The sequence below is a fragment of the Roseateles sp. P5_E8 genome, from assembly GCF_054177665.1.
Window position 1 is genome coordinate 14,883 of sequence record NZ_JBGCUM010000032.1, and the last position, 24,615, is coordinate 39,497.

At 67.7% G+C, this 24,615-nt stretch carries 24 protein-coding genes and 2 pseudogenes; 17 read left to right on the forward strand and 9 right to left on the reverse strand.

Features of this window, described 5'->3' with window-relative positions; all coding sequences use genetic code 11:
- Positions 1 to 565: 565 nt before the first annotated feature.
- Positions 566 to 1,471 carry an HDOD domain-containing protein gene (locus ACXRVZ_RS17850; RefSeq protein ID WP_457427852.1) on the reverse strand — a complete coding sequence of 302 codons (906 nt, stop codon included), beginning with the start codon at positions 1,469 to 1,471 and terminating at the stop codon, positions 566 to 568.
- Between the two features lie 142 nt (positions 1,472 to 1,613).
- Here ACXRVZ_RS17850 and ACXRVZ_RS17855 point away from each other — a divergent pair, with 142 nt between their 5' ends.
- Both ACXRVZ_RS17855 and ACXRVZ_RS17860 read left to right on the forward strand, forming a co-directional pair.
- Entirely contained in the window at positions 1,614 to 2,222 is a 609-nt protein-coding gene (locus ACXRVZ_RS17855; RefSeq protein WP_457427849.1) for a transglutaminase-like cysteine peptidase, read from the forward strand.
- Between the two features lie 13 nt (positions 2,223 to 2,235).
- Positions 2,236 to 4,158, forward strand: coding sequence for a bifunctional diguanylate cyclase/phosphodiesterase (locus ACXRVZ_RS17860; protein WP_458232653.1), 1,923 nt, complete (start codon positions 2,236 to 2,238; stop codon positions 4,156 to 4,158).
- Between the two features lie 650 nt (positions 4,159 to 4,808).
- On the opposite strand, the gene ACXRVZ_RS17865 is transcribed toward ACXRVZ_RS17860, so the two are convergent.
- The 3 genes from ACXRVZ_RS17865 to ACXRVZ_RS17875 all read right to left on the reverse strand — a co-directional run bounded on the left by ACXRVZ_RS17865 (position 4,809) and on the right by ACXRVZ_RS17875 (position 8,498).
- Entirely contained in the window at positions 4,809 to 7,082 is a 2,274-nt protein-coding gene (locus ACXRVZ_RS17865; protein WP_457427845.1) for a TonB-dependent receptor plug domain-containing protein, read from the reverse strand.
- A 62-nt stretch (positions 7,083 to 7,144) separates the two neighbouring features.
- Positions 7,145 to 7,588, reverse strand: a complete 444-nt coding sequence (locus ACXRVZ_RS17870; protein ID WP_457427843.1) for a group I truncated hemoglobin — start codon at positions 7,586 to 7,588, stop codon at positions 7,145 to 7,147.
- Between the two features lie 10 nt (positions 7,589 to 7,598).
- Complete coding sequence (locus tag ACXRVZ_RS17875) at positions 7,599 to 8,498, reverse strand: DUF3034 family protein (RefSeq protein ID WP_457427841.1); 900 nt, start codon at positions 8,496 to 8,498, stop codon at positions 7,599 to 7,601.
- A gap of 118 nt (positions 8,499 to 8,616) precedes the next feature.
- Between ACXRVZ_RS17875 and apbC the strand changes: the two genes are divergently transcribed.
- The 9 genes and pseudogenes from apbC to ACXRVZ_RS17920 form a co-directional block, all read left to right on the forward strand.
- The gene (apbC, locus tag ACXRVZ_RS17880; RefSeq protein WP_458232654.1) at positions 8,617 to 9,711 is read left to right on the forward strand and encodes an iron-sulfur cluster carrier protein ApbC; all 1,095 of its coding nucleotides are present in this window, start codon (positions 8,617 to 8,619) and stop codon (positions 9,709 to 9,711) included.
- Positions 9,712 to 9,719: 8 nt separating this feature from the next.
- The gene (locus ACXRVZ_RS17885) at positions 9,720 to 10,304 is read left to right on the forward strand and encodes a nitroreductase family protein (RefSeq protein WP_457427838.1); all 585 of its coding nucleotides are present in this window, start codon (positions 9,720 to 9,722) and stop codon (positions 10,302 to 10,304) included.
- 31 nt (positions 10,305 to 10,335) lie between these two features.
- Positions 10,336 to 10,638, forward strand: coding sequence for an urease subunit gamma (locus tag ACXRVZ_RS17890; RefSeq protein ID WP_457427836.1), 303 nt, complete (start codon positions 10,336 to 10,338; stop codon positions 10,636 to 10,638).
- A gap of 10 nt (positions 10,639 to 10,648) precedes the next feature.
- Positions 10,649 to 10,810, forward strand: a complete 162-nt coding sequence (locus ACXRVZ_RS17895; RefSeq protein WP_457427834.1) for a hypothetical protein — start codon at positions 10,649 to 10,651, stop codon at positions 10,808 to 10,810.
- Positions 10,810 to 11,115, forward strand: a complete 306-nt coding sequence (locus ACXRVZ_RS17900) for an urease subunit beta (RefSeq protein WP_457427832.1) — start codon at positions 10,810 to 10,812, stop codon at positions 11,113 to 11,115. The genes ACXRVZ_RS17895 and ACXRVZ_RS17900 overlap by 1 nt, the downstream gene beginning before the upstream one ends.
- Positions 11,112 to 12,830 (forward strand): urease subunit alpha, encoded by a 1,719-nt coding sequence (ureC, locus tag ACXRVZ_RS17905; protein WP_458232655.1) that lies wholly within the window; start codon positions 11,112 to 11,114, stop codon positions 12,828 to 12,830. Before ACXRVZ_RS17900 ends, ureC begins: the two co-directional genes overlap by 4 nt.
- A gap of 84 nt (positions 12,831 to 12,914) precedes the next feature.
- Positions 12,915 to 13,787 carry a hypothetical protein gene (locus ACXRVZ_RS17910; protein WP_457427828.1) on the forward strand — a complete coding sequence of 291 codons (873 nt, stop codon included), beginning with the start codon at positions 12,915 to 12,917 and terminating at the stop codon, positions 13,785 to 13,787.
- 65 nt (positions 13,788 to 13,852) lie between these two features.
- A complete protein-coding gene (locus ACXRVZ_RS17915; RefSeq protein WP_457427826.1) occupies positions 13,853 to 14,269 on the forward strand; it encodes a hypothetical protein in 417 nt (138 codons plus the stop codon).
- A 96-nt stretch (positions 14,270 to 14,365) separates the two neighbouring features.
- Positions 14,366 to 14,617, forward strand: a pseudogene (locus ACXRVZ_RS17920) (REP-associated tyrosine transposase); the annotation flags it as partial.
- 103 nt (positions 14,618 to 14,720) lie between these two features.
- Here the strand turns inward: ACXRVZ_RS17920 and ACXRVZ_RS17925 are convergent.
- The gene (locus ACXRVZ_RS17925; protein ID WP_458232656.1) at positions 14,721 to 15,254 is read right to left on the reverse strand and encodes a DUF1439 domain-containing protein; all 534 of its coding nucleotides are present in this window, start codon (positions 15,252 to 15,254) and stop codon (positions 14,721 to 14,723) included.
- Between the two features lie 692 nt (positions 15,255 to 15,946).
- On the opposite strand from ACXRVZ_RS17925, the gene ACXRVZ_RS17930 reads away from it, so the two are divergent.
- Complete coding sequence (locus tag ACXRVZ_RS17930; RefSeq protein ID WP_458232657.1) at positions 15,947 to 16,954, forward strand: endo-1,4-beta-xylanase; 1,008 nt, start codon at positions 15,947 to 15,949, stop codon at positions 16,952 to 16,954.
- A 234-nt stretch (positions 16,955 to 17,188) separates the two neighbouring features.
- Positions 17,189 to 17,440: pseudogene (locus tag ACXRVZ_RS17935) on the forward strand (REP-associated tyrosine transposase); the annotation flags it as partial.
- Between the two features lie 78 nt (positions 17,441 to 17,518).
- On the opposite strand, the gene ACXRVZ_RS17940 reads toward ACXRVZ_RS17935, so the two are convergent.
- Both ACXRVZ_RS17940 and ACXRVZ_RS17945 read right to left on the reverse strand, forming a co-directional pair.
- Positions 17,519 to 18,079 carry a DUF1439 domain-containing protein gene (locus ACXRVZ_RS17940; RefSeq protein ID WP_458232658.1) on the reverse strand — a complete coding sequence of 187 codons (561 nt, stop codon included), beginning with the start codon at positions 18,077 to 18,079 and terminating at the stop codon, positions 17,519 to 17,521.
- Positions 18,080 to 18,270: 191 nt separating this feature from the next.
- Positions 18,271 to 18,702 (reverse strand): DUF3597 domain-containing protein, encoded by a 432-nt coding sequence (locus ACXRVZ_RS17945; RefSeq protein ID WP_457423299.1) that lies wholly within the window; start codon positions 18,700 to 18,702, stop codon positions 18,271 to 18,273.
- Between the two features lie 358 nt (positions 18,703 to 19,060).
- On the opposite strand from ACXRVZ_RS17945, the gene ACXRVZ_RS17950 reads away from it, so the two are divergent.
- Positions 19,061 to 19,960 carry a PEP-CTERM sorting domain-containing protein gene (locus ACXRVZ_RS17950; RefSeq protein WP_457423301.1) on the forward strand — a complete coding sequence of 300 codons (900 nt, stop codon included), beginning with the start codon at positions 19,061 to 19,063 and terminating at the stop codon, positions 19,958 to 19,960.
- Between the two features lie 177 nt (positions 19,961 to 20,137).
- Here the strand turns inward: ACXRVZ_RS17950 and ACXRVZ_RS17955 are convergent, their stop codons facing one another.
- Positions 20,138 to 20,971, reverse strand: coding sequence for a spondin domain-containing protein (locus ACXRVZ_RS17955; protein ID WP_457423303.1), 834 nt, complete (start codon positions 20,969 to 20,971; stop codon positions 20,138 to 20,140).
- 259 nt (positions 20,972 to 21,230) lie between these two features.
- On the opposite strand from ACXRVZ_RS17955, the gene ACXRVZ_RS17960 reads away from it, so the two are divergent.
- Positions 21,231 to 22,451, forward strand: a complete 1,221-nt coding sequence (locus ACXRVZ_RS17960) for a CaiB/BaiF CoA transferase family protein (RefSeq protein WP_457423304.1) — start codon at positions 21,231 to 21,233, stop codon at positions 22,449 to 22,451.
- Positions 22,452 to 22,524: 73 nt separating this feature from the next.
- Complete coding sequence (locus ACXRVZ_RS17965) at positions 22,525 to 23,229, forward strand: PEP-CTERM sorting domain-containing protein (RefSeq protein WP_457423306.1); 705 nt, start codon at positions 22,525 to 22,527, stop codon at positions 23,227 to 23,229.
- A 19-nt stretch (positions 23,230 to 23,248) separates the two neighbouring features.
- Here the strand turns inward: ACXRVZ_RS17965 and ACXRVZ_RS17970 are convergent, their stop codons facing one another.
- Entirely contained in the window at positions 23,249 to 23,875 is a 627-nt protein-coding gene (locus tag ACXRVZ_RS17970) for a LysE family translocator (protein ID WP_457423308.1), read from the reverse strand.
- A 147-nt stretch (positions 23,876 to 24,022) separates the two neighbouring features.
- Between ACXRVZ_RS17970 and ACXRVZ_RS17975 the strand changes: the two genes are divergently transcribed.
- Positions 24,023 to 24,583 (forward strand): alpha/beta fold hydrolase, encoded by a 561-nt coding sequence (locus ACXRVZ_RS17975; protein WP_457423310.1) that lies wholly within the window; start codon positions 24,023 to 24,025, stop codon positions 24,581 to 24,583.
- The last annotated feature ends 32 nt before the right edge of the window (positions 24,584 to 24,615 follow it).

Consider the following 24,615-nt stretch of genomic DNA (forward strand, 5'->3'; position numbering starts at 1 on the left):
GCCCTGGCCGGCGTGCGATGGTAGCGGCGCTCTAGGAGCCGTGCCGAAGCGGTCCACCGGCACGCGAAACCGCTGGCCCACGCGCAGCTGCTGCCAGCGCTGCTGAGTGACGCGGCAGACCCAGGCGTGGTTGCTGCTGTCGCGCAGCTCGATCTCGAAATAGGCCTCGCGCTTGCCCAGGCGTTCGCTGCCGGGCTCGCCGGGCGGGGCCACGCGCAGCGGCGGGCGCGGCCAGTCGGGGCGGTCTGCGGGGCCGCCCTCGGTCTTGGCGATCCAGTGGCGACGCCAGACGAGCTGGTTGTAGCGGCAGTGCTCGCCCGGCTCGGCGCGTTTGCCCTTGGGATCGGCCATCACGCGCCGCGTCACGTCGCGGGCGTCGGCGGGCAGGTCGTCGCACCAGTCCGAGCTGGCCTCGCTGCGCAGCCGCTCGATGACGATCTCCATGCGCCAGCTGCGCTGCGTCAGCTCCACGGCGACACCGGCGGGGCCGAAGATCCACCAGCCCAGCGTGACCGTCGTTGCCGCCACCATGACGGCGAGGATGACGACGCGCAACCTCGGAAACTTAAACCGCATCGAACTGCGCGTTGACGGCCTCTTCCCAGTGGCCCAGCTCTTCCCAATCGATGTGCAACCAGTCCATCGCAGCCTGCTGGTGGCCTGCCCAGTCGGCGTCCTCCGGCAGGCCTTCGTGGCGGCGCATCAGGTGCTCGGCGATGAGGCCGGCGGCAATCAGCGTGTGGATCTCGGGCTCGATGCCGGCATGGCCCAGCGCGGTGAAGTCATGGTGCAGGCGGATGGCGGCCATCAGCGGCGCCGGCAGGTTCCAGACGCGGATGACGAGGGCGCCGACGACGGCATGGTCGGTGCGGTGGTTGGCGTTTTCTGTCGAGATGTAGGGCCGGTCGATGCGCGCGCCGGCCTCCACCATGGTCGCCGCATAGCCGCGCACGCTCTGCAGCAGCACCGGTACGCCGACATGCAGGAACAGACCGAAGCTGTGCGCCAGGTCGGGCGACAGGGCAGGCAGTTCCTGCGCGATGGTGGCCATGGCGATGGCGCGCTTGGCACTGCGCTCCCAGAAGCGGGCGAGCTGCGGCGTGTTGACGGGAATGGCGTGCTGCACCAGGAAGCCCGTCATCACGGCCACGCTCTCGCGCAGGCCGATGCGCGTCATGGCCTGGCCGACGGTGGTGCAGGGCAGGCCCACCGGCTTGAACCGCGGGCTGTTGGCTGTGCGCAGCAGCGTGGCGGCCATGGCCACGTCGCTGGAGGCGATGCGCGCGACCAGGTTGAGGTCGGGTTCGGGCGTGGCCATGGCCTGCTGGAGCTGGGCCAGCAGTTCGGGGCAGGGCGGGATCTGGATGTGCTGCAAGGGGCCGCGGCGTCGCGACTGGTCGAGGTCGTCGCGGATCTGCTGCGCGCGGGCGCCGGGATTGGCGTTGGCGTGGGAAGGTGCCGGGTTCTGCATGATCCAAAAATCTTAGTGGCGCCGGAGCGGCACTTCGCACGGGTACAGTGAATTCAATCCCTGCCCGCCGTCAATCTTGCCGACTTCGCCCGCCTGTTGCGCCCCTCCAACCCGGCCTCGCCGGTGGTGGCTGGCCGCGTTGATGGTGGTGCCCTTGCTGGCGGCCGCCGCCTACGACGCGGCGCGGGTGCTGGAGGCCGCCGCCGAGCGTGGGCCGCGCGTGCTGGAGCAAGCACAGGCCCTGGTGCAGCAGATCGAGCGCAGCGGCACGCAGGACGAGCTGCAGCGGCTCAAGGACGTCAACGACTTCTTCAACCGCCGGCTGGCCTTCAAGGACGACGCCGTCACCTGGGGCCTGCCCGACTACTGGGCCTCGCCGCTGGAGAGCCTGGACAAGCGTGCCGGCGACTGCGAGGACTACGCCATCGCCAAGTACTTCAGCCTGGCCGGCGCCGGCGTGCCAACCGCCAAGCTGCGCCTGGTCTACGTGCGGGCGCGCATGCAGGGGCAGTCGCTGGCCCACATGGTGCTGGCCTACTATGCCCAGCCGGGCGCCGAGCCGTTGATCCTGGACAACCTGCGCCCCGAGGTGCTGCCGGCCTCGCAGCGCGCCGACCTGACGCCGGTGTTCAGCTTCAACACCGAGGGCCTGTGGCAGGGCGTCGGTCAGGTCACGGCGGGCGACCCGCTGGCGCGCTTGTCGCTGTGGCGCGAACTCGTCGCCAAGGTCAGAGCAGAGGGGTTTCTGTAATGGGGAGTGAGACATGTCGTTGATGCGGCAGATCGCCTGGCTGGTGCTGGGCGTGGTGCTGGCGGCGCTGGTGGGCGCGGTCGGGCTGTCGACCTTGTCGCTGCGGCAGCTGATGCAGACGCAGCTGCAGCTGAAGAACGCCGACAACGCGCAGTCCCTGGGCCTGGCGCTGTCGCAGCAGGGCGGCGACGGCGAACTCATCAAGCTGCTCATCTCGGCCCAGTACGACACCGGTGCCTACGAGTTCGTGCGCTGGCGTGGCCTCAAGGGCGAGACGCTGTTCGAGCGCGCCGGTGGCGCCAGGCCAGGTCAGTCGCCGGCGTGGTTCCGCGGCCTCGTGCCCATCGAGGCGCCGGCCGGCGTGGCGCAGCTGTCGAACGGCTGGAACGCCATCGGTGCCGTCGAATTGAAGAGCCAATCAAGCTACGCGCATGACGCGCTCTGGCTGGCCTCGCGCCGGCTGCTGGCCTGGTTGCTGGTGGTGGGCATTGCGGCGGCCGTGCTGGCCTGGGCGGGCCTGCGCCGCATCCGCCGCCCGCTGGACGCGGCCGTGGCCCAGGCCGAGGGCGTGCTGGCCGGCAGCTACGGCCAGGTCGCCGAGCCGCGCGTGCCCGAGCTGCAGCGGCTGACGCGGGCGATGAACGCCATGGTGCAGCGCGTGCGCGACCTGTTCGAAGCCCAGGCCGGCCAGCTCCTCGTGCTGCGCGAGCAGGTTCACCACGACCCGCTGACCGGCGTGTCCACGCGCAAGCATTTCCTCGCCGAACTGGATGCCGCTCTGCAGCGCGACGACGGCCCGGCGGTGGCCGGCCTGGTGCTCGTGCGCCTGCGCGACCTCGCCGGGCTTAACGCCCGCCTGGGGCGTGGCGCGGTGGACGATGTGCTGCTGACGGTCGTCACGGCCTTGCAGGCGTATCCCGAGTCGGTGTCGGGCTGCCGCGTTGGCCGGCTCAATGGCGGCGACTTCGCGCTGTGGCTGCCCGCACCGGGCGTGGCGGCCGAGACGGCGCATGCCTTGTCCGACGCGCTGCGCGCCAGCCTGCCGGCCTTCGGCCCTGGCGTGCAGGTGGCGCTGGGCGCCATCGAGCTGCCGCGCGAGCGGCCCAGCCCGGTCTGGCTCGGCGAGGCCGATGCCGCGCTGGCGCGGGCCGAGCACCTGAGCGAGTCGCGCGGCGGCTTCGTCGTCGAGATCGTGGCTGACCCGGGCGTGGGTCGCGAGCAGGGCGAGGGTCTGTGGCGGTCGCAGTTGCAGGAGGCGGTGACGGCCCAGCGCGGCCGCCTCGTCGAGTTCCCCGTGCGGGACCGTGCCGGCCGCCTGGTGCATCTGGAATGCCCGCTGCAACTGCAGCTGGATGCCGGCTACCTGCCCGCCGCATCCTGGCTGCCGTTCGCCGCGCGGGCGCGCATGACGGCGGCAGTGGACCTCTTCGCCGTGGGCCTGGCGCTCAAGGCCATCGCGGCGGACGGCCAGGCGCGTTGCATCAACGTGGCGCCGGCGTCGCTGGCCGATGCCAGCTTCCTGCCGCAGTTGCGCGAGCTGCTGGGCCAGTGGCCGCAGGCGGCGCGTTCCTTGTTGCTGGATTTGGCCGAGGCGGCCGCGACAGAGCATTTCGAGCGGCTGCTGGAGCTGGGGCTGCAGCTGCGACCGCTGGGCGTGAAGCTGGGTCTTGAGCATGCCGGTGCCGGCCTGGCGCAGGTGGAGCGGCTGTATCAGGCGGGGCTGGATTACGTGAAGCTGGACGCCTCGGTGCTGCTGGGTGTGGCCGGTGAGGCGGGGCGCGCGGCGTTTGTGCGGGGCATGGTCATCATGTTGCGCAGCCTGGCATTGAAGGTCTATGGCGAGGGCGTCGTCGATGCAATGGACGCGCAGGCGTTGTGGGACTGTGAGTTGGATGGGTTGACGGGGCCGTGGGTGACGGCGAGTTCGCCTGGCTAAGTCGTTAGTTGTTTGCTCTTGCGGAGAGCGTGTCTGCTCGCTGCATTGCCGGGAGTCCGTCCCGGCGGCCGGGTAACTTTCTTCTGCGGGGCCAGAAGAAAGTCACCAAAGAAGAGGCCCTGAACCGCACACGAGCACCACATGCACGAGCTGCGCCGTGCAACAGCCGCCGGTTGAGTGGGAAGACGCGAGCCGCTGCGCTCTCGCTGCTGTCCTTGTCACGAGCACCACTCATTGCCGCTTCAGCCCGCCTAACGCGCGGCTGCACGCCGGGCTCACGAGAAATCCAAATGCAGCGTCGCTCGGGCGACGCGACACCGCGCTTACCTCCACTGGCGTCGCCCCAGCGACGCGGTATCCCCTGGTGAGCCCGGCGTGCAGCCGGCGTTAGGCGGCGTGAAGGGGCGATGGATGGTGCTCGTCACAAGGACAGCAGCGAGAGCGCAGCGGTTCGCGTCTGGGCGCGATCCACGGCCAAGCCCGTCAGCCCGCTGGAGTGCGGATTCAGCGCCTCTCTTTTGGTGACTTTTCTCTGGCGCCGCAGAGAAAAGTTACCCGCCCGCCGGGGCGGACTCCCGGCGCGATGCAACGGGTCGAAAGGACAAGCGCAAAGGCAACCAACTACCAAAGGCGTGGCCGCGGCCCCGCCCTCAAATCTTCATCTCCCACCTAACCTGCCACTGCGTATAACTCGGCCCGCCGCTACGCGTCGAGACGATCTGCGCGTCCGTCGTGCTGATGCTGCCCGTGTAGTAGTCCAGCGGCGTCAGGTTGCTGGCCGACAGGCGCAGCGACTGCTCCGGTGTGACGCTCCACATCACGAAGGCGTCGCTCACCAGCTTGCGGTTGGTGGTCACCTCGGTGAGTGAGGTCTGCTGGATGGTGGACGAAGGGGTCCAGTTCAATGAGGCGCCAACCGACAACGGCACGGAACGCAGCCGGTAGTCGAACCCCAGGTTGGCCGTCGCCTTGGGCTGGCCCTCGATGCGGTTGTTGGGGCCTGGCAGGCCGTCCACCTTGGACGTGAAGAAGCTCAGATTGCTGCGCACGTTGATGGGCAGCGCCTCCTCGAAATACTCGTCCAGCCGGAACTTGGCCTCCAGCTCCAGCCCCATCGTGCTGGCCTTGCCGAGGTTGCGTGGCCGCGCAACCCAGCGCGGCGTGGCGCTCCAGGACACCGTCTCCAGCGCCGTCACGTTGCGCATCAGGTTGTTGATGCTGCGCGCGAAGAAGTTGGCGCTGAGCAGGCCGCCCTTGGTCAGGTACTTCTCGTAGCCGATCTCCAGGCCGGTGGCCAGTTCGGGCTTCAGATCGGGGTTGCCGGCGCGGTCGGGCGTCGTGATGTCGTGCGGCACGTTGCTGTTGATGCTGGGCCGCGCGATCAGGTCCTGCAGCTGCGGGCTGCGGTAGCTGCGCGTCAGGCTCATGCGGATGGCTTCCTTGCCGCCCGGGTCCAGCTTGTAGCGGGCGTGCGCCAGCGGCGTGAACACGCTGGAGCTGTTGCTGACCGCATAGTTGGCGGCGCTGCTCTCGGTCTTGATGCCTTCCCAGCGCAGGCCGGCGTAAAAGTCCCACTGCTTGCCGACCGTCCACTCGTCCTGCGCATAGGCCGCAAAGCGTGTGGTGGAGGCGTCCATGTTGTCGCCGAAATCGCCCAGGCCTGGTTGCGGCGCGCCGTTGACCAGCGTGATGCGGCTCGCGTCCCGGGTGTTGCCCTCGCCCTCGGCGCCGATCACGAGGTTGTGTTCGTTCTCCAGGCTGCGCGAGTACTTGCCCGTCAGGCTCCAGTTGCGGTCGCGTGTGTCGGTGGTGTCTTGCTGTAGCCGCGAGGGGGCGCCCAGCAGCGTCTCCTGGCGCAGGCTGTGGCTGCCGCCACTGGCGCCGCCCACGCCGCCGCGCAGTTCGACGCGCGTGTTGGCGTCCGGACGCGTCTGCCACTGCACGTTCAGGCGCGCCATCGTGAAGCGGTTGTCGCCGTCGGTCTGCACGCGGTCGAAATCACCGGGCAGCGGCGGCACCGGCGTCGGCGTGGTCGTGCGCGAGATGTCGGAGTGGCTGTCCGACTTGTTCACGACGATGAAGGGCTGGATGCTCAGGCTGTCTTGGGCGCCCAGCTTGAACTGCACGCGACCATTCAGGTTCAGGCTCTGGCGCGTGTCCTCGTTGCGGCCGCGCGTGACCTGCAGCTGCTCGGCACCCGTGGCGCGGTTGACGCGCAGCGTGTCGCTGATGACGTCGTCCGCGCGCTCGCCGCGCAGCGCATTCAGGCCGAAGGTGTAGGTGTGGCCTTCGCCGAAGCTGTCGTTGCGGCTCCAGCTGATGCCGGGGCTGACCTTGCCGCGCTCCAGCTGCACACCGGCGCGGAACTCGTTGAGCTTCTTCTTCAGCGCCTCGCGCAGCACGACGTTGATGGTGCCGGCGATGGCGCGCGCGCCGTACTCGGCGGTGGGGGCGCGCAACACCTCGATGCGCTCGACCTGTTCGGGCGGCAGCTGGTCCAGCGAGAAGCCGGGCGGCATGCGCTCGCCGTTGACGAGGATCTGCGTGAAGCCACCGCCCATGCCGCGCATGCGCACATCGCCGCCGCGGCCCGGGCGGCCGCCGGTGGTCACGCCGGGCAGGCGCTTGAGCACTTCGCCCACGGTCGAGTCACCGAACTTCTCGATCTCCTCGCGGGTGATGACGATCTTGCTGGCCGTTGAGGCGCGGCGCATGGAGTCGTCGCTGACCGTGCCGCTGATCTCGACGCGCTTGAGCTGCTCGGCGGACTTGGCATCGGCGGCGGGCCTGGCGGCCGGGCGTTGCGGAGCCGAGGCGGCGCTGTCGGGCGGGGTGGGGTTGGTCTGGGCGAAAGCGGCGGGGGAGAGGCTGCCGCAGGCCACCAGCGCGGCGGCGGTCGTCAGGCGAAGGCGAAGAAGTTGCATGGTCGCCAGCTTGCCACGCACTTCTGATCGGCTCGTGGCCGGTCTGTAAACGAAAAGGTTCTTTACGGGCGCTGCTGCAATTCGCTCACCGGCGTGACGATTTCGCGGTGCATGGGCGCCAGCCGCGCCAGCATGCCGTTCTGCGCGGCGAACGGGATGGCCTTGGCGTCCATGGCCTGCTGCAGGATCTCAACCAGTGCGTTGAAGTCACGCCGGCCAATCTCCAGCTCCTGGTGGGCCAGCTTCATGGGCACGCCCTTGTAGACGCAGGGCCCGCCGGCCTCCTGGCAGAGCTGCTCGGTGAGCTGGGTCGTCAGGTTCTCGCGGTTGGCGTTCCTGAAGAAGGGCGCCGTGCGCGGGTCGGCAAACAGGCGGGGCACGAAATCGTCCATCACCGCGCGGATGCCGGCCTTGCCGCCCCAGGCCTGGTAGACGCCGTCGTTGGCCTGCGCCTGCGCCAAAGCAGCACCGGTGAGGAGAAGACAGGCAAGGGCGATGGAACGCATGGCTTTTCTCCTAGAAGGCGAACTGCGCCGACAGGTAGGCACCCGTCTGGCGCTTGGGCTGCACGGCCGGCGCGATGCGGCCGAGGTCCACCCAGGCGGCCGTGATGGACACCTGCTTGCTGGGCGCCCAGGCGATGAAGATGTCCTTCCAGTCGTCCTCCTTCAGCGCGCCCGAGCCCAGCACCGACTCGTGCAGGTTGTCCGGCTTGGCGCGGAACTCCACGCCGATGGCCAGGTTCTTGGTCAGCAGCTTGGCGATGGAGAACTCGGGCTGCACCTTGGTGCCGCCGCCCTGCGCACCGCCAAAGCCCAGCAGGCCGTTCTGGTTGGCCTTGGTGGCGCGCAGCGTCAGGTTGACGAGCACGCCCTCGGCCAGGAAGAGCTTGGTGGCGCTGACATAGAAATCGGTGCCAGATGACTTCGCCCCCAGCGGACCGAACAGCGTGGGGCCCAGCGCGCCAACGTGCGCCTTCTTGTGCTCCAGGCCGATGGCGATCTGCGGCATCAGCGTGTCGCTGTCCAGCACCGCGTCGCCGGCAATGCGCAGCTTGGCGCCGAAGATGTCCTGCTTCAGGTGCAGGCCGTCCAGGCCGAGCGGCGCCAGGTTGCTCTGGGTGTCGAAGTCCTGCCGGGCGATGCTGACCTCGAAGCGGTCATGCACGGCCAGCGCCGCGCCATAGGTCCACAGCCCGTAGTTGCCGGTCTTGGCGCGCGTGACGAAGGCCGTGGCGCCCACCTCGCCCTCGGTGGCGTAGCTGCCGGTCACGGCCCAGGGTGTCAGGCCACCGCCGGCCGCGCCGTCGATGCTGGACACGCCGCCGGTCAGCAGCAGCTTGCCGCCGCCGCTGGATTGCGCCAGAGCGGGGGCGCCGAGCAGGGCGGCGGTGAGCATCAGGGTGGTACGGCGCATGCACGAATCTCCGGCGTCGGGACTGGATCAGGGCACTCTACGCACAACCCTGCGCACTGGATGCAAAAGCCCCAAGGCTAGACTGCTGGCCCTGCTTTCTCGTGAACTGTTTCCTGCCATGACCGCCATCTCCGAAGCCGCGCTTCAACCCCTGCTGCAAGCCGTGGCAGGCCCCGACGGCGGCCGCACGCTGGGTGAGGCCAAGGCCATCAAGTCGGTCAAGGTCTCCGGCAGTGACGTGGCCATCGCCGTCGAGCTGGCCTACCCCGCCGCCAGCCAGCACGCAGCGCTTACCGCAGCCCTGGTGGCCGCCGCCCAGGCGTTGCCCGGCGTCGGCACCGTCAGCGTGGCCCTTACGACCAACGTCGTCGCCCATGCCGTGCAGCGCGGCGTGCAATTGCTGCCGGGTGTGAAGAACATCATCGCCGTCGCCTCCGGCAAGGGCGGCGTCGGCAAGAGCACCACCGCTGCCAACCTGGCCCTGGCCCTGCATGCCGAAGGCGCCCGCGTGGGTGTGCTGGACGCCGACATCTACGGCCCCAGCCAGCCGCTGATGCTGGGCGCCAGCGGCAGACCCGATTCGCATGACGGCAAGACCATGGAGCCGCATGTCGCCCACGGCCTGCAGCTCAACTCCATCGGCTTCCTCGTCGACGACGACCAGGCCATGATCTGGCGCGGCCCCATGGCCACGCAGGCGCTGGAGCAGCTGCTGCGCCAGACGAACTGGCAAGACCTGGACTACCTCGTCATCGACCTGCCGCCCGGCACCGGCGACATCCAGCTGACCCTCTCGCAGCGCGTGCCCGTCACCGGCGCCGTCATCGTCACCACGCCGCAGGACATCGCCCTCATCGACGCCAAGAAGGGCCTGAAGATGTTCGAGAAGGTGGGCATCCCCATCCTCGGCATCGTCGAGAACATGGCCGTGCACATCTGCTCCAACTGCGGCCACGCCGAGCACATCTTCGGCGCCGATGGCGGCCAGAAGATGGCGGCCCAGTACGGCACCGAGCTGCTGGCCTCGCTGCCCCTGGCCATGAGCATCCGCGCCCAGGCCGACTCCGGCACGCCGACGGTGGCGGCCGAGCCCGACGGCGACGTGGCCGTGCTCTACAAGGCCCTGGCCCGCAAGGTGGCCGCCAAGGTCGCGGCGCAGAGCAAGGATTACTCGGCCAAGTTCCCGACGATCTCGATTTCCAAGAACAGCTGACCCCGGCGATGACGACGCCAGCCGCCCTGGACGCGCTGCTGGGGCGCTATTCGGTCGGCCCCAAGCACCTCGTCGAGCCCGGGCCCGACGACGCACAGCTCGCCCTGATGGTGCAGGCCGCCCTGCGTGCGCCCGACCACGCCGAACTGGTGCCCTACCGCTTCAAGCTGGTGCGCGGCAGTGCCAAGCAAGGCATGGCCGACCTGTTCGCCGATGCCGCTCGCATGGCCGGCAAGGGCGAGGAGGGCGCGGCGCTGGACGCAGAGCGGGCGCTCAAGCCACCGGTCACCGTCGCCGTCGTCGCCCGCATTGACCTGGGCCATCCGCTGGTGCCGGCCCACGAGCAGTGGGCGGCCGTGGGCGGCGCGGTGAGCAACTTCCTGATGGCGGCCCATCTGCTGGGCTTCGGCGGCAAGATGCTCAGCGGCGCCAAGGTCCGAACCCCGGCCATCGCCGCCGCCTTCTGCGAACCCGGCGAAACGCTGGTCGGCTGGATCGCACTGGGCACCCCGGCCCGCAAACCCGCCGGCCCGGCCCGCAAGCCCGACCCCGGGCAGGTGCTGATCGACTGGCACCCGCCTTGCAAGCCATAGTCAAACCGAGCTGAACAACGAGCAAAAGCGAATGGAACTCACACCCCGAGAGAAAGACAAGCTGCTGCTGTTCACTGCGGCATTGCTTGCCGAACGCCGCAAGGCCCGAGGCCTCAAGCTCAACTACCCCGAAGCCGTCGCCTTCATCAGCGCAGCCATCCTCGAAGGCGCGCGCGACGGCAAGACCGTCGCCCAGCTGATGAGCGAAGGCCGCGAGATCCTGACGCGGGACGACGTCATGGACGGCATCGCCGAGATGATTCCCGAGATCCAGGTCGAAGCGACCTTTCCGGACGGCACCAAGCTCGTCACGGTCCACCAACCCATTGCCTGAAGCCAGAACCATGCGCGCACTTGCACTGCTCCTGATCGCCGCTCCGGCGTTTGCCCACGACGGCCATGGCGCGCCGTCCGCTCACTTGCACGGTTGGGAAGGCACGGGCCTGATGGCGCTGGTGGCCGCCGCCGGCGTCGCCGTCTGGTGGTTCACCAAAGGGCGCAAGTGATGATCCCCGGCGAGCTGATCACCGCTGACGGTGAACACGAGCTGAACCCCGGCCGCCGCACGCTGACGCTCAAGGTGTCCAACACCGGCGAGCGGCCCATCCAGGTCGGCTCCCATTACCACTTCGCCGAGACCAATGCGGCCCTCGGCTTCGACCGCGAGGCCGCGCGCGGCATGCGGCTCAACATTTGCAGCGGCACGGCCGTGCGCTTCGAGCCGGGGCAGTCGCGCACCGTCGAGCTGGTCGACCTGGCCGGCGACCGCACGGTCTACGGCTTCCGCGGCCTCGTCCAAGGCAAGCTATGAAAATCTCCCGACGCGCCTACGCCGAGATGCTCGGCCCCACCGTCGGCGACAAGCTGCGCCTGGCCGACACCGCCCTCATCATCGAGATCGAGCAAGACCTGACGCTGCGTGCCGGCGGCTACGGGGAAGAGGTCAAGTTCGGCGGCGGCAAGACCGTGCGCGACGGCATGGGCCAGTCCCAGCGCATCAACGGGCCGGGTCCGGGTGACGCAGTCGACACCGTCATCACCAACGTCGTCATCCTCGACCACTGGGGCATCGTAAAGGCCGACATCGGCCTGCGCGGCTGCCGCATCGCGGCCATCGGCAAGGCCGGCAACCCCGACGTGCAGCCCGGCGTGGACATCGTCATCGGCCCCGGCACCGAAATCATTGCGGGCGAGGGCTTCATCGTCACGCCCGGCGCCATCGACACCCACATCCACTTCATCTGCCCGCAGCAGATCGAAGAGGCGCTGATGAGCGGCGTCACCACCATGATCGGTGGCGGCACCGGCCCCGCCACCGGCACGCTGGCCACCACTTGCACGCCCGGCCCGCACCACATCGCGACGATGCTGAAGGCCGCCGAGGCCTTCCCGATGAACCTGGGCTTCATGGGCAAGGGCAACGCCAGCCGCCCCGAGGCGCTGATGCAGCAGATCGACGCCGGCGCCATCGGCCTGAAGCTGCACGAGGACTGGGGCACCACGCCCGCGGCCATCGACAACTGCCTGAACGTGGCCGAGCTGACCGACACACAGGTCGCCATCCACACCGACACGCTCAACGAATCGGGCTTTGTCGAAGACACGATTGCCGCCTTCAAGGGCCGCACCATCCACAGCTTCCACACCGAAGGCGCGGGCGGCGGCCATGCGCCGGACATCATGCGTGTGGTGGGCGAGGCCAACGTGCTGCCCAGCTCCACCAACCCGACGCGCCCGTTCACCGTCAACACGCTGGACGAGCACCTCGACATGCTGATGGTCTGCCATCACCTGGACGCGGGCATCGCCGAAGACCTGGCCTTTGCCGAAAGCCGCATCCGCCGCGAGACCATCGCTGCCGAAGACATCCTGCACGACCTCGGGGCCATCAGCATGTTCTCGTCCGACTCGCAGGCCATGGGCCGCGTGGGCGAGGTGAGCCTGCGTTGCTGGCAGACCGCGCACAAGATGAAGGTGCAGCGCGGCGCCTTGCCTGGCGACGGCGCCGGCAACGACAACGCCCGCGTGAAGCGCTACCTCGCCAAGCTCGCCATCAACCCCGCGCTGGCCCACGGCATCAGCCACGAGGTGGGCAGCATCGAAGTCGGCAAGTGGGCTGACCTCGTGCTGTGGAAGCCCGCCTTCTTCGGCGTGAAGCCGTCACTGATCCTGAAAGGCGGCTTCATCGCCGCCGCCGCGATGGGCGACGCGAATGCCTCCATCCCGACGCCGCAGCCGGTGCACTACCGGCCGATGTTCGGCTCGTTCGGCGCGGCGCTCCAGCAGGGCTCGCTCACCTTCGTCAGCCAGGCCGGCCAGGGCAATGTCGAGAAGCTTGGTCTGGCCAAGACGCTGGTGCCGGTGAAGGGCTGCCGCTCGGTCAAGAAGGCCGACATGCTGCTCAACAACTACCTGCCGGTCATGGAGATCGACGCGCAGACGTATGAGGTGAGGGCGGACGGCGTGCTGCTGACCTGCGAGCCGGCGAAGGAGTTGCCGATGGCGCAGAGGTATTTCCTGTTTTAGGTAGAAGTCGTACGGCGCTCACGCATTGCTCATAGAGAACCGCCTCTAGCATCCGGTAATCGCAACAAGTTCTAGAAACAAGTGTTGAAGCGCTGCCTCCCTCGTGCATGGGTGCTTTGTGCCATTTCCGCCGCTTCCACAATTAGTAGCGCGGCCGATTTCCCTCTGGAGTCCCTGCGTCGTGTGCTGGCCTACGAGGGGCCTACGCGAGAACGCAGCGAGGTGGCCATCCTGTTTACGATGGATGGCCGTCCCAACAATGAGTCCGCGACTATCTGCGAGATCGATGGCGTTTCGCTGGAGCGCGATGGTGATTGCGCGTCGGTCGTGCATGTGTTGCCAGGGCCTCACCGGCTGAAGCTGAGGTATGGCTCAAGAACTCAGTTTGGTTCCGGGCAACTGCGGTTAGACGCTGATGCGAACCGGCTGTACCAGATCAACTTCTCTTCATTGCGCGTCGACTACGCTGCATCGCTTAGCGTGATCCCAATGCACGAGGGAGCCAAGCTGAGTTGGCGCAATCTCGCCCCAGGCTTGTCCAAAGGCAGTCTCCGCATTGATGAGGAAGTGCCGTACGCGCCAAACAGTGAGCGCGGTGTGCAGGTGGAGGCTCGGACCGTCTCCGACGAAGATCGGCCAATCGTCGATCGCCTCCTGGGGTGTGCGGGTAAGTTCGCTGTCGACATCGAACTGCGCAAGAACAAGCATCAAGAGTACGAGTCCCGCTTCTCTATCGTTGGCGGCTTCACTCAGGCCGCGTTGTCGTATGTTGGCGAGGACGAAGCGATTTCGGGAATGCGGCGAGCTCAGCGGCGGGGTATGACGGCTTATGCCGCCGCGTTTTCTTTGAGCGCGGCGGGAACGGAGGAATCAAGAGACGCCCGTGCTCGCCTCGCGAGCGACCTCCAGGAATGCGCCGACTTCTACAAAGAGCATCGGTCGCGCTCTAAGCCGTGACCGCGGACGGAAGAGTCAGCTCGGTAGGTTGAACAAAGATAAAAATGGTTATCGAAAGGGAAGGGATGAATAAGTATTTTCTATATGGATCTTTTGCTGCGTTTCTGATGCTGCTCGAAGGGTGTACCACCCACATGGTGCAGAAGGAAGCAGGGGGCTTGTCTGCTCGGGAAACTGGGAAAATCTATGCAACGGCGGAACGTAACATTCCGAAATATGAGAGTGAAAGCTACCGGCTTCCTTGCTGGTTTATGCAGGTGTGGAATTCGGAAAAGGTTAAGGTGCTTGATGCAAAAGGCACATCTTTGAATTCAGTTGTATTGCTTCCGGGAATATATTCGGTGCGTGCCGATTGTATGCAGGGAACCTGGAGCGCGTATCCAGAAGCTACGTTCCGCGTGATGGCGGGGCATACCTACATAATCTACGGGCTTAACGACCGCGGCCGCGTAAGCCTTCATCTCCAACACATTGACGAGTAAACAAGAGAAAACGGGGCAGTTTCAGGCTCGGAGGATGGGGTGACGCAGCCCGTAGGTTGGGGTTCGCTCTACTCACCCCAACCTACGAAAAGCCCCATGCGCTACCGCCGCGCCGACACGCCGGGCGCCACATACTTCTTCACGCTGAATGCGGCTGACCGCGTCGGCCGCCTGCGGACGGATCACATCGACGCGTTGCGCGACAGCTTCCGCACGGTGCGCAGGTCACGCCCGTTCGAACTGGACGCCATTTGCGTGCTGCCCGACCACCTGCACCTGCTGATGACCTTGCCGCGCGAGGACGCCGACTTCGCCACGCGCATCATGCTCATCAAGCAAGGCTTCTCGCGGCGGGTCCCTCTAGGCGAACGCATCAGCGCCAGCCGTGCCTCAAAGGGCGAGCGAGGGCTTCGCGGCTGCGCGGCTCAACGGCTGGAAGCCTCGCTGAAGCTCACCCGCAGCTTCCCCCCACCACTTTCACGCCCCGCACCGCCAGCTTGGCCAGCGCGCCCTTGGCGGTGCTGGTGTCCACCGTGTAGACGGGACGGCGTTGCAGCGCGTCCTTGGCGAACTGCGGGGCGTAGAGCTTCACCACCTCGGCGTACTCGGCGGGCAGGCCGCTGAGCTCCAGCGTCGTGACTTGCAGGTCTTCAAGGAAGAGCTGGCCCTCGACCGGCACGTAGCGCGGCCGGGCCGACAGGCCGACTCGACCGACGCGTTCACGCGTGCCCAGCGTCACCTTGGCATCGGCCGTGATGCCAATGCGGTCGTCGCCGTCGGTCAACACCACGACGGGGTTGGACAGGTCCAGGCAGGCGATGAGCAGCTTGCAGTGGTGGGTCGGGAAGCGCGGCGCGATGCGTGCTTGCAGCTCGGCCTGCTCGATGTCGAGATGGCCGGTGTGCAGGCTGCTGACAACGGCGCAGGTGGCGAGGGCAGCGCTGGCGATGAGCGCTGCGGTGACCAGGGCGAGGCGGCGGTGCATGCGACGAGGCTACACGAGTGCCACCGCACATCACCTTGGTAACGCCGCACGCGGCGGGTGAGCCTGCAAACCTCAATGTCTCGGCCGGTTGCCTGCCGGTGCAGCCTCTTGATTCCGATCGGCGCTGGCGTGCCATCGGGCATCAGGCCCGCTGGCTGAGGCGCGACGGCGCTCGCGCTGGGAGCCGGCGATGCGGCTGTGGACGCGCTGGTCGGCGCCGGGGCGGCGGCTTCCTCGCGTTCTGCGATGCCTAGGCAGCGAGTAAGCAATTTGCCGCAAAGCCAGTTGCCCGCCGCGCTCACCGCCGCGCTGCCCGCCGCGCAGCCGATCGCCGCGCTGAGATTTTCCTGACTGGACCCGGGCGCGGAGGGCTGAGGGGGAAAGTCCTGCAAACGCCGGGATTCCACCCTATCCGCCTAACGCGCCAACCGCTACAACGGCGCTCTCACGACGACGGCTGCCTTCACATGCAGCTTTTTCTATGTTGGCATTGACAGCGTTGTCATGCCGGGGCGCAGGAGAACGGAATGGACAGACGTAGCGTGGTGCAGGGCACCCTGGCGTTGGCTTTGACGGGCTGTGGAGGGGGCGGCAGCGTGCCTACGCCTGCTCCGGCGCCGCCCGTGCAAACGCAGCCCCCACCGCCACCTGTACCCGCGCCGGTTCCGACGCCCACTCCCCCGCCTGCCGTGGTGCCCGCGCTGAAGGATCTGGCCGAGTTCCCCATTGGCGTGGAAGTCAGTGCCGCGAAGGAGGCCCGCAGCATCTTCACGCTGCCCGAGCAACTGCCCACCATCAACAAGCACTTCAACAGCCTCGTGGCGGGCGTGATCATGAAGATGCGCTACCTGCACCCCGGCGAGAAGGAGTTCTTCTTCGCCGACGCCGACCAGCTTGCCAGTTATGCGGAAGCCCACGGCATGCGCCTGCACGGCCACACGCTGATCTGGCACTGGGACTCTGAAATCCCCGATTGGATGAAGGCCTACAGCGGCGATTGGGCGGCCATGCTGGACGATCACGTCACGCAGATCTGCCGCCACTTCGGCACGCGCACCCAGAGCTGGGACGTCGTCAACGAAGCCCTGGACGAGAGTGCCGCCTCGGGCTTTCGCAACAGCATCTTCTTGCAGAAGGTAGGCAAGAAGTACATCGAGAACGCCTTCATCGCCGCCCGCGCCGCAGCCCCCGGCGTTGACCTGTACTACAACGACTTCTCCATCGAAGGCGGCGGCAAGAAGCTCGACACCATGCTCGCCATGCTGGACGATTTCAAGGCGCGCGGCATCCCCGTCGACGGCGTCGGGTTCCAGATGCACACCGGCCTCGGCACTGCCGTCTCCGCGACCCAGGGCGATCCGAGCAACGAGCGCATCCAGCAGTCCTTCAAGGCCGTGGCGGACCGGGGCTACAAGGTGCGCATCTCTGAGATGGATGTCTTCGACAACATCTACGGCGTACCCACCCTGACCGACGAGATCGCTCAGGCGCAGAAGGCCCGCTGCAAGGCCATCGTCAAGGCCTACCTGGACGCTGTGCCAAAAGCCCAGCGTGCCGGCATCACCTTCTGGGGCCTGGTGGACGGCGAGACCTGGATGAACTACGTCTATCCGTTCAAGGTGTGGCCGCTGCTCTTCAACGACGACTACACGCCCAAGCCTGCGTTCTGGGGCGTGGCCGAGGCGCTCCAGGGCACCTGAGGCGCCCCTCCATGTCGGCCTCGGACGGCTCCCACAGGCCATGCTTGACCCGATAGGGCGGGGTCCGCGCCGCAACGGGCAATGCCAGCAGTGCAAGCAACAGCGAGATGAAGACTTTCATCCGGCGGATGGTGCCCCAAGCCCGGCAGGTTGGCGTGAACCTGCGAACCCCAACGTTTGACCACCATAGCCCGTTGGGGTTGACTCCCGTTCACCCCAACCTACAAAAAGCCCATGCGCTACCGCAGAGCCGATACGCCGGGTGCCAGCTATTTCTTCACGCTGAATGCGGCCGGCCGCAGCGGGCGCCTGCTGACGGAGAACATCGACGCACTGCGGGACAGCTTCCGCACCGTACGCAGGTCACGCCCGTTCGTCGTGGACGCAATCTGCGTGCTGCCCGACCACGTGCACCTGCTGATGACCTTGCCGCGCGAGGACGCCGACTTCGCCACGCGCATCATGCTCATCAAAGCAAGGCTTCTCGCGGCGGGTCCCTCAAGGCGAACGCATCAGCGCCAGCCGTGCCTCAAAGGGCGAGCGAGGACTTCGCGGCTGCGCGGCTCAACGGCTGGAAGCCTCGCTGAAGCTCACCCGCAGCTTGCCCCCCACCACTTTCACGTCCCGCACCGCCAGCCTGGCCAGCGCGCCCTTGGCGGTGCTGGTGTCCAGCGTGTAGACGGGACGGCGTTGCAGCGCGTCCTTGGCGAGCTGCGGGGCGTAGAGCTTCACCACCTCGGCGTACTCGGCGGGCAGGCCGCTGAGCTCCAGCGTCGTGACTTGCAGGTCTTCCAGGAAGAGCTGGCCCTCGGCCGGCACGTAGCGAGGCCGGGCCGACAGGCCGACCCGACCGATGCGTTCACGCGTGCCCAGCGTCACCTTGGCATCGGCCGTGATGCCGATGCGGTCGTCGCCGTCGGTCAACACCACGACGGGGTTGGACAGGTCCAGGCAGGCGATGAGCAGCTTGCAGTGGTGGGTCGGGAAGCGCGGCGCGATGCGCGCTTGCAGCTCGGCCTGCTTGATGTCGAGATGGCCGGTGTGCAGGCTGCTGACGACGGCGCAGGTGGCGAGGGCGGCGCTGGCGACGAGCGCTGCGGTGACCAGGGCGAGGCGGCGGTGCATGCGAGGAGGCTACACGAGTGCCACCGCACATCACCTTGGTCACGCCTGCACTCGGCGGGTGAGCCTGCGAACCGCAATGTCTCGGCCGGCAGGCTGCCGGTGCAGCGTCTTGAACGGCAACAGAATGCCGCCGGCTTGAGCAAGGATTGGTGAAACCGGCTCGCTCAAGCCGTCTGCAAGGCCGGGCAGGATCAGTCGAGCAGCGACTGGGGAACCTTGCCGCCGTTCACGGCGATCTTGGCAAGCACCATCTTGTGCAGCCAGACATTCATCTTGGCCGAGTCCTGCATCAGTTCAGCAGGGCAACGCAATTCGACGGCCAGTTCCTTGCGAGCCTCCAAACTGGAGTCGATATCGAGGAGCTTCAGCAGGTCAACGATCGAGGTTCGCCAGTTGAGCTTCTGGGCGTTGTTGGCGGCGCGTTGTTCGAGCTGCGCTTCGACGTCAACGATCCCGATCGGCGCTGGCGTGCCATCGGGCATCAGGCCCGCTGGCTGGGGCGTGACGGGGCTCGCGCTGGGAGCCGGCGATGCAGCTGTGGACGCGCTGGTCGGCGCCGGGGCAGCGGCCTCCTCGCGTTTTTCGATGCCCAGTTTCTCGAGGATTTTTGAGAAGAAGCTCATGTTGGGTTCCTTGAAGGCGAATGGAACTCAAACGGTAGTGGATTGCTTGGTGGCACAGGTCAGCACTTGGCGCGCTCTGGGGTAGGCGGGGGCGCACAACATTGACAGCCGGGCCGATGGGATAGGCGTACTCCGCTCGCGTCTTGCGGCGGTGGTCGCCCATCAGACGGACGGCAAGGGCGTGATGGGCGTGATGGGCGTGATAGCCGATGGGCTGTCGGTGTAGCCATCGGTTGCCCAGAATGCGACACCTGCGGCGTACAGACGTAATCCGAGCACGGCAGGGATCAGTCGTCTTTAGGGACTGACGGCGCCTGAACGGAAGCCTAGCCTTCGGTCTCCAAACAAGGAGTCCGCCATGCGCAACTGCCTCACCGTGCTGCCCCTCGCCCTGGCAAGCCTGCCCACCTTCGCGGCCGAAATGAGCCAGCAGGATCTCGGGTCCACGGGCGCTCTCGTGTCGAGCTGTGCCGGCATGGCCAGCGGCTCCTTTCCGATCGAAGGCGGCCTGTTCGACTGGCAGCCGGGCCTGTCCAACTGCAACTCTGCCTCGACCACCACGCCGGGGCAGCAGTTGACGGCCAGTGGCGCCTACAGCCAGGCGACGCCGTCCGTGCAGGCCGACTCCACCGGCAGCGCCGCCTACGGCGCGGTGGGCATGTATGCCCATTTCCGCGCCAATGCCAGCGCCGGTTTCGCAGCCGCAGAAAGCACCGCAGGGTGGACGGACACGTGGACGCTGATACCGGCCAACCCGGCCCAGATCGGCCAGAACGCCGTGGTGAGCTTCAGCGTCCATCTCGACGGCGTGCTCGATGGCCTGCCTATCGGCAACAGCTATACCCGGATCGGCAGCCAGGTCTGGCTCAACAACGCGGCGGTTGGTGGTCAGGTCTTCCGCGCCCAGGGTCAGGGTCAGGGCGGCTTTCCCTTTCACGAGGTGATCGACCAGAACGTCAACTTCAGCGTCACGTTCGTGCTGGGCACGCCGTTTGAGCTGGGTGTCTTCTCGCGTGCGTCCGCGGGCACGGCCGGCGCCGGGCCGAACTGGTTCAGCGAGGCGACCAGCGACTTCGCCAGCACGCTGACATGGCAGGGCATCAGCGGCGTCACCGTGGCGGGCGGTGCGATCAGTTATTCGCTGAGCAGCCAGAGCGGCGTGGACTGGACGGTGCCCTATGCGCCGGTGCCCGAGCCCTCGGCGGCGCTGCTGCTGAGTGGCGGGCTGCTGGCACTGGCGCTTCGTCGGCGCGGCTGAACCAGCGGCAGAACCGGGCCACAGCGCCATCGAGTCGCGTAGCGCCACAGGCGGTCCTCGAATCTGAAGATCCGCGCCTTGCCCGCCGGCCAAGCGCTGTTGGTTAGGTGAGCCTGCGAACCGCAACATTTGGGCCGCCCTAAATCGCTGCGGCTCACTACGGTGCGCAGGCTGCGCTCAGACCTTGTGCGCGGTACCTGCGCCTGCACGCTTGCGCAGCAGGTGCAGCAGCGGCAGCCCGCCCACCAGCAGCAGGGCCCAACTGCCCGGCTCGGGCACAGCGGTGATGGTCAGGCTGGCAGCGGGGCCTGGCAGCCAGTTCCAGGCCGCTGGCGCGTTCGCGTCGCCCCGGATGCCCAGGTGGGTGGTGATCAAACCGCCTTCGGGATCACGCGCGTTGCCCAGCCCGAGTGCGCCGAGAAATCCATTGGCCTCGCTGTTCTTCTCCGAGCCCGCGTCGTAGCCGTACAGGTTGATCGTGACGGTGCCGGTGATGGTGGACAGGTCCAGGCCGCTGACGCCGACGAAGCCGTCATTCGTCCAGCCCAGCATGCTGGCAAACGACAGCAGGTGGTGGGACGCATCGGCATTCACCATGACCGTCACGGAGTCCTGTTGAGGCAGGGGCGCAGACAGCGGCGCGGCGACGCTGCGCACGCTCGTGCCGACGAGGGCGTTCACTTCGTTGAGCAGAAAGCTGCGGTCGCCGCCTTCTGCAATGCGCCAGATCGTCTCCGGTGCGGCCTGGCCGACAGTGAAAGCCGTGTAGGCGTCGCTGTGCGTGATGAACACCGGGGGCGACAGCCGCTGGCCGGTCTGTGCCGTCGCCGCACCCGTCGCCGCGGCATTGCTCGTCAGGTTCGTGAATGTGATCTGGTAGGCCGGCGCTTGCGCGGCGGCCAGTTGAGGCAGCGAGAGGGCGGCTGCAAGCGCCACCCCGAGGGCGGCCAGCCGATGCGGCGCGAGGGCTGTCCGGTGGGGGGCGCGGACGGCGTGATTTGCGTTGTTCATTTGAGAGATCTCCTGTTGATTGGCATGCAGGGCGACACCCCTGCGTGCTGCTGTCGCCGCCAGGCCGCAGCCATTACTCCCTAGCTTCACAGGAGCCACTCGGATGGGGGTGTTGCTGTAAGGAGCAGGAGCGAAGGTCGACCAAGGCGCCCGCAGAAATGCTGAAGCCAGGGCCGGGCGCGCGGTCTTCGCCGCCAGCCAAGCCAGTGCGCGCCAGATCCGCACGCTCCTACCAGCCAGCCGCCGGACACTCGCCGGCATGACTGCCGCTGCCTTCACTTCTCCCACCACCCCCGCCGCGCTGGCCGGCCTCAAGGTCGTCGAGCTGGGCCAGCTGATCGCCGGGCCGTTCGCGGCCAAGACGCTGGCGGACTTTGGCGCCGAGGTCATCAAGATCGAGCCGCCCGGCGCCGGCGACCCGCTGCGCAAGTGGCGGCTGCTGCTGGACGGCACCTCGGTGTGGTGGCAGGTGCAGTCGCGCAACAAGCGCTCGCTGGCGCTGGACCTGCGCACGCCCGAGGGGCAGGACATCGTGCGCCGGCTCAGCGCCGAGGCCGACGTGCTGATCGAGAACTTCCGCCCCGGTGCGATGGAGGGCTGGGGCCTGGGCCCCGACGAGCTGTTGGCCGCCAACCCGCGGCTGATCATGCTGCGCGTCAGCGGCTACGGGCAGACCGGCCCCTACCGCAACCGGCCGGGCTTCGCCGCCGTGGCCGAGGCCATGGGCGGGCTGCGCCACCTGACCGCCGAGCCCGGCCGCGTGCCGGTGCGTGTGGGCGTCAGCATCGGCGACACGCTGGCCGCGCTGCACGGTGTCATCGGTATCCTGCTGGCGCTGCAGCACCGCCATACCACCGGCCAGGGCCAGGTCATCGACGTGGCGCTGTACGAGGCCGTCTTCAACTGCATGGAAAGCCTGCTGCCCGAGTACAGCGCCTTTGGCGTGGTGCGCGAGCCGGCCGGCAGCGCCATGCCGGGCATCGCGCCCTCCAATGCCTATCGCTGCGCCGATGGCAGCTATGCGCTGATCGCCGGCAACGGCGACAGCATCTTCCGCCGGCTGATGACGCTGATTGGCCGCGACGACCTCGGCCGCGACCCGGCGCTCGCCGACAACGCCGGCCGCGTGGCCCGCGTGGCCGAGATCGACGGGGCAATAGGCGCCTGGGCCGCGCAGCGGCCGGTGGACGAGGTGCTGCAGGCGCTGGAGGGCGCCGAGGTGCCGGCCGGGCGCATCTACACGGTGGCCGACATCGCCGCCGACCCGCACTACCGCGCGCGCGGCATGCTGCAGCAGGTGCAGTTACCCGATGGCCGTGCCCTCGACGTCCCCGGCATCTGCCCCAAGCTGTCCGCCACGCCCGGCAGCCACCGCCGCAATGCGCCGGCGCTGGGCCAGGACTCGGAAGCCGTGTTGACGGAACTGGGGCTGACGGGCGAGCAGATCGCGCTGCTGCGGCAGCGCGGCATCGTGAACTGAGGTACTGCCGCTTGGCCAAGCGGGTGGCTCAAAATTTGCCGCTGGAATTCAGGGCAACCAAGGGAGATTGAAGATGCAGATCAGCAAGATGCGTGGCGCCGCTTTGGCGATTGGTGGCTGGCTGGTGGCAGGCGCGGTGCATGCCGCACCGCCACTGCCTTTGCAGGGCCGTGACATCAACGGCGCGGCGGTGGCGGCCAGCGACGCCAGCGCCGTTTTCGAGTACGACCCCAACCTGAACCTGACCTGGCTGAGGAACTGGAACTACGCCGCAGGCGCGAGCTCTGCGTGGGACGCCGGCACGATGACCTGGGAGGATGCCAAGACCTGGGCCTCGACGTTGACCGTCGGCAGCTTCAGCGGCTGGTCGTTGCCCACAACCCAGGTGCCCGACGCCACCTGCTCGCAGAATTCCTTCTTCCCGGGCGTAGGTTATGGGTGCACGGGCAGCCCGATGGGCTATCTGTGGCACAAGGAACTCGGCAACAACTACGACCCGTCGAATCCCAACCTCACGATCGATCCGGGGCCGTTCGTGAACATGCAGTACGGCTGGTACTGGAGCGAAACGGAACGCACCCCTCTGGGCGTGGGGTGGGCTTTCAGTGCCACCTACGGGTTTCAGAACAACCCGCCGACCAATATCAGCCTCAAGAATTACGCCGTGGTCGTGCGTGCCGGCGATGTGTTGTCAGCCGTGCCTGAGCCCATGACGTGGGCCCTGATGCTGATGGGTCTGGGCGCGCTGGCGTTGCTCCGGATCCGGCGGCCCGGCTGAGGCAGTCGTGAGACGGCACTTACCGTGCCGCAATCATCCTCACGCCCAGCCCGATGAACACCGTCCCCGCCAGCCGATCCAGCCACTGGCCCACGCTCGGCCGGCGGTTCAGCCAGGCGCCGATGCTGCCGGAGAAGTAGCCCAGCAGCCCGAACAGCACGGCGGCCTGCGCGGTGAACAGCAGGCCCAGCAGCCCGAGCTGCCACTCCACCTGACCCTGCGACGCGACGACGAACTGCGGCAGGAAGGACAGGAAGAACAGCACGACCTTGGGGTTGATGGCGTTGGCGATCAGGCCCTTGACGAACAGCTGGCGCAGCGGTGTTTCGCTAGTCGCCTCGCCGCCAACACGCACGGCGCCTGCATGCCGCCAGGCCTGCACGCCCATCCACAGCAGGTAGGCGCCGCCTGCCCATCTCAGCGCCGTGAAGGCGACCGGCGATGCGGCCACCAGCGCGCTGATGCCGACGACGGCGAGCAGCGTGTGGCTCAGGCAGCCTAAAGCGCAGCCCAGGCCGAAGGCGATGCCCGCGCGACGACCGCGTGACATGCCCATGCCGAGCACCATCAGGTTGTCGGGGCCGGGCGTGGCGGTCAGCACGAGGGCGGTCGCGAGGAAGGCGAGGGCTTGGGAGGCGGCGAGCATGGGCGGATGCTAAAGGCGATTGCGCTCAATAGCGGCACGAGCAGGGCGCGCGCGGTTGTCGAGGCTACGGACCCCGCGCAGGCACGGCCATTGCCCGTTACCGCTGCGGCGTGCCAGTCGGCGTTGCAGAGCCGCAGGAGCGATGCCATGACGACGAAGAAACAGGTGCTCTTCATCCAGGGCGGCGGCGAGGGCGCGCATGCGGCCGATGCGCCGTTGGCGGCTTCGCTGAGGCGCGAACTGGGCGCGGGTTACGAGGTGCACTACCCGCAGATGCGTGGTGAAGACGAGCCGAGCATGGAGCCGTGGAAGCGGCAGATCGGTGCGGAGCTGTCGAAGCTGCACGGCACGGTGACGCTGGTGGGGCATTCCCTGGGCGGGGCCATGCTGCTGAGCTACCTGGCGGAGCGGGCGCCGCCGATTGACGTCAACGCTTTGGTTCTGCTGGCCGCACCGGCGTGGGACGGCGAGCGCTGGGCCTTCGACGAACTCGTGTTGCCGGACGACCTGGCCGAGAGGCTCGGTGCCATCCCGCAGTTGCTGATCTATCACTGCCGCGATGACGAGACGGTGCCGTTCGCTCATCTGGCGTTGCATGCCGCGAAGCTGCCGCAGGCGATCACGGTGACGATGGCGCACGGCGGGCATCAGTTCGGCGACGACCTGCAGACCGTTGCCGCAGACATTCGCGCGGTGCGCGCCGGCTAGCGATCGTTCAGCGCTGCCGGGCCGCCCTGCGG

Excerpts from the sequence above, each read along its gene's own strand:
- ACXRVZ_RS17960 (WP_457423304.1), top strand. The coding sequence starts at position 21,231 with ATGACTGCCGCTGCCTTCACTTCTCCCACCACCCCCGCCGCGCTGGCC.
- ACXRVZ_RS17860 (WP_458232653.1), top strand. The coding sequence starts at position 2,236 with ATGTCGTTGATGCGGCAGATCGCCTGGCTGGTGCTGGGCGTGGTGCTG.
- ACXRVZ_RS17955 (WP_457423303.1), bottom strand. The coding sequence starts at position 20,971 with ATGAACAACGCAAATCACGCCGTCCGCGCCCCCCACCGGACAGCCCTC.
- ACXRVZ_RS17865 (WP_457427845.1), bottom strand. The coding sequence starts at position 7,082 with ATGCAACTTCTTCGCCTTCGCCTGACGACCGCCGCCGCGCTGGTGGCC.
- ACXRVZ_RS17925 (WP_458232656.1), bottom strand. The coding sequence starts at position 15,254 with ATGCACCGCCGCCTCGCCCTGGTCACCGCAGCGCTCATCGCCAGCGCT.
- ACXRVZ_RS17975 (WP_457423310.1), top strand. The coding sequence starts at position 24,023 with ATGACGACGAAGAAACAGGTGCTCTTCATCCAGGGCGGCGGCGAGGGC.
- ACXRVZ_RS17915 (WP_457427826.1), top strand. The coding sequence starts at position 13,853 with ATGAATAAGTATTTTCTATATGGATCTTTTGCTGCGTTTCTGATGCTG.
- ACXRVZ_RS17885 (WP_457427838.1), top strand. The coding sequence starts at position 9,720 with ATGACGACGCCAGCCGCCCTGGACGCGCTGCTGGGGCGCTATTCGGTC.
- ACXRVZ_RS17890 (WP_457427836.1), top strand. The coding sequence starts at position 10,336 with ATGGAACTCACACCCCGAGAGAAAGACAAGCTGCTGCTGTTCACTGCG.
- apbC (WP_458232654.1), top strand. The coding sequence starts at position 8,617 with ATGACCGCCATCTCCGAAGCCGCGCTTCAACCCCTGCTGCAAGCCGTG.
- ACXRVZ_RS17855 (WP_457427849.1), top strand. The coding sequence starts at position 1,614 with ATGGTGGTGCCCTTGCTGGCGGCCGCCGCCTACGACGCGGCGCGGGTG.
- ACXRVZ_RS17875 (WP_457427841.1), bottom strand. The coding sequence starts at position 8,498 with ATGCGCCGTACCACCCTGATGCTCACCGCCGCCCTGCTCGGCGCCCCC.
- ACXRVZ_RS17970 (WP_457423308.1), bottom strand. The coding sequence starts at position 23,875 with ATGCTCGCCGCCTCCCAAGCCCTCGCCTTCCTCGCGACCGCCCTCGTG.
- ACXRVZ_RS17950 (WP_457423301.1), top strand. The coding sequence starts at position 19,061 with ATGCGCAACTGCCTCACCGTGCTGCCCCTCGCCCTGGCAAGCCTGCCC.
- ACXRVZ_RS17895 (WP_457427834.1), top strand. The coding sequence starts at position 10,649 with ATGCGCGCACTTGCACTGCTCCTGATCGCCGCTCCGGCGTTTGCCCAC.
- ACXRVZ_RS17945 (WP_457423299.1), bottom strand. The coding sequence starts at position 18,702 with ATGAGCTTCTTCTCAAAAATCCTCGAGAAACTGGGCATCGAAAAACGC.
- ACXRVZ_RS17850 (WP_457427852.1), bottom strand. The coding sequence starts at position 1,471 with ATGCAGAACCCGGCACCTTCCCACGCCAACGCCAATCCCGGCGCCCGC.
- ACXRVZ_RS17900 (WP_457427832.1), top strand. The coding sequence starts at position 10,810 with ATGATCCCCGGCGAGCTGATCACCGCTGACGGTGAACACGAGCTGAAC.
- ACXRVZ_RS17965 (WP_457423306.1), top strand. The coding sequence starts at position 22,525 with ATGCAGATCAGCAAGATGCGTGGCGCCGCTTTGGCGATTGGTGGCTGG.
- ACXRVZ_RS17870 (WP_457427843.1), bottom strand. The coding sequence starts at position 7,588 with ATGCGTTCCATCGCCCTTGCCTGTCTTCTCCTCACCGGTGCTGCTTTG.
- ACXRVZ_RS17940 (WP_458232658.1), bottom strand. The coding sequence starts at position 18,079 with ATGCACCGCCGCCTCGCCCTGGTCACCGCAGCGCTCGTCGCCAGCGCC.
- ureC (WP_458232655.1), top strand. The coding sequence starts at position 11,112 with ATGAAAATCTCCCGACGCGCCTACGCCGAGATGCTCGGCCCCACCGTC.